Annotated in this window: 2 protein-coding genes; both read left to right on the top strand. The window is 67.7% G+C overall.

What is annotated here, in order from left to right; translation table 11 throughout:
- A partial coding sequence (locus E6K76_09675; protein ID TMQ57746.1) for a T9SS type A sorting domain-containing protein occupies nt 1–1550 on the top strand: 1550 nt, incomplete at its 5' end.
- 131 nt (nt 1551–1681) lie between these two features.
- A partial coding sequence (locus E6K76_09680; protein ID TMQ57747.1) for a hypothetical protein occupies nt 1682–4884 on the top strand: 3203 nt, incomplete at its 3' end.

The following is a 4884-nucleotide window of genomic DNA, read 5'->3' on the forward strand; positions in this document are numbered from 1 at the left end:
CGCTCACCTTCACGAAAGCGGGCGGCCCCTCGTTCCTCACGGTAACGACGACGAACGCGACGACCGGGAACATCCACCTCGCTCCCGGCTTCAGCGATGCGGGCACCTACGCGGCATCGGCCTCGGCGAGCGACGGCTCGCTCAGCGACACCAAGCCCTTCCAGATCACAGTCACGAACGTGAACCGCGCACCGACGCTCAACGCGATCGCGAACATGACGGTGGCGGAGGGGGCGACCGCGGATCAGGCGGTCACCGGCTCCGATCCGGACGGGGATGCGCTCACGTTCACCAAGGGGAGCGGACCCACGTTCCTGACGGTGACGACGACGAACGCGACGGCCGGGAACATCCACGTGGCGCCCGGGGCGGGGGATGCGGCGGGGTCTCCCTACGCCGCGTCGGTAACGACCAGCGACGGGGCGCTCGGCGACACGAAACCCTTCGTGATCACGGTCCGCCTCGCGAACCGCCCACCGACCCTCAACGCAATCGCGGACATGGGGGTCAATGAGGGCTCCACCTCCGACCAGGCGATCACGGGTTCTGATCCGGACGGGGACGCGCTCACCTTTACGAAGGCGGGCGGCCCCTCGTTCCTGACGGTGACGACGACGAACGCGACCACCGGGAACATCCACCTCGCCCCCGCCTCAGGCAATGCGGGCACGTACCCGGCCTCGGTCTCCGCGAGCGACGGCTCGCTCAGCGACGTCAAGACGTTCTCCGTGATCGTGGCGAGCGTGGGCCCGGGGCCCAACTTGGTCACGAACCCCTCGTTCGAGACCAACACCACCGGATGGGCCAGCTACACGACGGGAACCAGCATTCAGCGCGTTCCCGGTGGATTCGACGGCAGCTACTCCCTCGAGGTGACCGGACCCGCCACCGGCACCGCGAAGTTCGGGGTGAACGACAGCCCTAACTGGGTATCCAGTACCTCCGCGGTCGGCACCGTGTACCGCTTCACGGCGTGGGTCCGTTCCACTACCGGCGCTACCGGCAAGGCACAGCTGCAGGTGCGCGAGTGGGTGGGATCCACGCGGCAGGGCCTCATCACCCTCTCCCCCTCGGTCACACTCGCCCCGGGCTGGCAGATGGTGACCGTCGATCGCGTGGTCACCACCGCCGGATCCACGCTCGACCTACAGGTGCTGGACGGTCCGATCGTAGCAGGGGAGGTATTCCGGACGGACAACATCTCCATCCGCGTCGTCCCCGGAGGCTCCCCGGCCCCGGCCGGGCCACAGCACACCGCCTCCTCGTCGCCGAGAGCCCTTGCGGCCTTCATGGCGCCGAACCCCCTCAATCCCGACGCCACCCTCGCCTTCAGCACAACTCAGGAAGGCTCGATCCGCGTACGGGTTTACGACACCGCCGGCCGCTATGTGCGGACCTTGGTCGAGGGAGGAAGCGTGCCCGCCGGATACCACGCGATTCGATTCGACGGGCGCGACGCCTCAGGAAGGCGGCTCGCCAGCGGCGTCTACTTCTATCTCCTCGAAGCCAAGGAAGGCTCAGTGCGAGGGAGATTCGTCGTCCGGCGCTGACCCCTCCAACTCCTGATTTGGATTGACGGGACCGCCGGCGCACAGGTATAATTACGTAATCCTAAGGGTGGGGAAACCCCGGACGCCAAAACCCAAGCGCTCGGGCGGTCGCCGTGGGATCGGGGGGGCACATGGAGGTGCGCCTCGTGCCCGTCGAGTCAGATTCGTCCGCGAAGCTTGCCTCCGGTTGCCACAACCACCGGAATCCCAAGGGGGCGGTGGCCTGGAATCGGCGTCTCTTCGCCGCGTTCTCCGTCTGCGCCCTGGCTATCGCGCCAGCGTCCGCAGCCCCGCAGATTTCTTCCCTTCTCACGCCCCATGTCGGTGCAGTCCCTGCGACATCTCTCGGAAGCGGGGAGGTGCACTGGACCATCACCGGGCAGACCTCGGTCACGTTCGACTGGGAGGGCGCGGATAGCCTGATCCGCTACGGACCGACCAGCGGCTACGGCGAGGAAGCCGTTGGGGTCACGCCGAGCCCGGTCCCGTTCTCCTCGGCGGGCCCGTTCTGGGAAGCAAAGCTCACCGGGCTGACGGAGAACACGGTCTATCACTACTCGATCGCGGGCGGAGCCGATCACACGTTTCACACGCCCCCGCCTCGGGGCTCATCCGATTTCACGGTCTACGTGGAAGGGGACATCGGCGAGGGTTCCTCCTATCGGAGGATGCCTCTCGTGCAGACCCTGATCGGGACGGCGGCTCCCGCGTTCGTCCTGGCGGTCGGGGATCTCACCTATGGCAACGCCCACGGCCAGGCCTCGGTCGACAATCATTTCAACGACGTGATGGTGTGGTCGCAGGACGCCGCGTACATGCCCGCGTGGGGGAATCATGAGTGGGATGAGACCACGGACGACTTGAGGAATTACAAAGGCCGGTTCGACTTTCCCAACGCGCAGACCTCTCCGGGCTCCCCCTCCGTCAGCTGCTGCGGCGAAGACTGGTACTGGTTCGACTACGGAAACGTCCGCTTCATCGCCTATCCCGAGCCCTGGTCCGGGGCCTGGGCCGACTGGCGGACCAAGGCGGGCACCATCATGGACGCCGCGCAGAGCGATCCGGCGATCAAGTTCATCGTGACCTTCGGCCATCGGCCCGCCTACTCCTCGGGGCATCACCCGGGGGATGCCACGCTGAAGGGGTACCTCGACGCCCTCGGGGCGTCGCACAGCAAGTACGTGTTGAACCTGAACGGGCACAGCCACAACTACGAGCGCTGGTTCCCCCAGAGCGGGGTGGTTCACATCACGGCGGGCACGGGGGGAGCGAGCTTGGAGGAGGACGGGAGCTGCCTCTGGCTGGCGTGCACGCAGCCCGCGTGGTCGGCGTTCCGGGCGATGCACCTGGGTGCGCTGCGGCTTCGCTTCACCTCCTCGGAGATCCAGGGCAGCTTCATCTGCGGTCCGACGGGAGGCGGGACCAACGACGCGACGTGCACGCCGGGGAGCGTCGTGGACTCATTCGCGATCGCCGAGTTTCCTTCCGGCGCCCCACCCGCGGTGGCTGCTCCGGCCACAGTGAGCGGGTCCGAGGCGTCGCTTGTCACCGTCTCGGTGGGCGCTACCGATCCCGACGGGGATGCGATCACGACCCTAAGAGCCGATCTCTCGGCCCTACCGCGGGGGAACAACGCGGCTTTCCTGGTGAGCGCCGGGAAGACCTCCGGAACCTTGACCTGGAACCCGACGTACGCCGACGCCCGCGCGGCGCCTTACAGAGTCACGTTCATCGCTTCGAACACGCTTCCGGGCACGGCGTCCACCGCCATCACGGTGACCAACGTGAATCGTGCTCCGGCGCTGAGCGCGATCGCGAACATGAGCGTGGCTCAGGGTGCGACGGCGGGTCAGGCGCTCACGGGGTCCGATCCGGACGGCGACGCCTTGACGTTCACGAAGGCTTCGGGGCCGACGTTCGTGACGGTGACGACTACCAACGCGACGACCGGAAGCGTCCGCGCCGCGCCCGGGTCCGGGGACGCGACCGGAGCCTACCGGGTCACGGTGACGGCGACGGACAACGGCTCGCCGCCTCTGAGCAACAGCAAGGCGTTCACGGTCACGGTGAACAGCGTCGATCGAGCGCCCGCCACCACCGCGCCCGCCACCGTGACGATTCGAGAGGGAGATTGGTTGAGGGTGTCGGTCACAGCCTCCGACCCCGACGGGGATGCGATCTCGTCTTTGACGGCCGATCTCTCGGACTTGCCGCCGGGGAACAACGCGGTCTTTGCGCCGGGCGCGGGGAACACCTCGGGGACCCTCACGTGGAGCCCGGCGAGCGGGGACGCCGGCTCGGGCCCCTACGATGTGACCTTCACGGCCTCCAATGCGCTCACGGGCTCGGTCACCACGGCGATTACGGTGTCGGCGCCGAATCAGGGATCCAACCTGGTCGGCAACCCCTCCTTCGAGAGCTCCACCAGCGGATGGATCGGCAACGCCGGCGGAACGATTCAGCGCGTCGCCGGCGGATTCGACGGCAGCTTCTCCCTCGAGGTCCGGGGACCGGCCAGCGGCACGGCGAAGTTCGGCCTCAACGACAGCCCCAACTGGATCTCCGAGACCCCCGCGGCAGGCGCCGTGTATCGCTTCACCGCGTGGGTTCGCTCCGCTGCCGCCGGAGGTGTGGCGGAGCTCCAGGTGCGCGAGTACATTGGATCCACCCTGAAGGGCGCAACCGTATCCCCAACGGTCACGCTCACCCCCAGCTGGCAGATGGTGACCGCCGATTACGCGGTCACCACCGCCGGATCTGCGCTCGACATGCAGGTCATGGATGCTCCGGTCGCGCCCGGCGAGGTGTTCCAGACCGACAACATCTCGATTCGCGCCAGCAACGTGAACCGCGCGCCGACGCTGGACGCGATCGCGAGGATCACGGTGACGGAGGGGGCGACGGCGAATCAGGCGATCACGGGTTCCGATCCGGACGGGAACTCCCTGACGTTCACGAAGGCGGCGGGGCCGGCGTTCATGACGGTGACGCCGACCACCGCGCAGCCGAGTCCCGCGACGGGGAACGTGCGCCTGGCGCCCGGGTTCTCGGACTCTGGGACGTACGGGGCGACGGTGACGGCGACGGACAATGGCTCGCCGCCCCTGACCAGCAGCAGGTCGTTCACGATCACGGTGAACAACGACGATCGGGCGCCCACCACCACCGCGCCCGCCACCGTGACTGTTCGAGAGGGAGATGCGTTGAGCATCCCCGTCACGGCCTCCGACCCCGACGGCGACGCAATCTCAGCTCTGACGGCCGATCTCTCGGCTCTGCCTCCGGGTAACAACGCGGTCTTCGCTCCGGGTGCGGGGAACACCTCGGGGACCCT

This window comes from Candidatus Eisenbacteria bacterium (assembly GCA_005893275.1).
Classification (GTDB): domain Bacteria; phylum Eisenbacteria; class RBG-16-71-46; order SZUA-252; family SZUA-252; genus WS-7.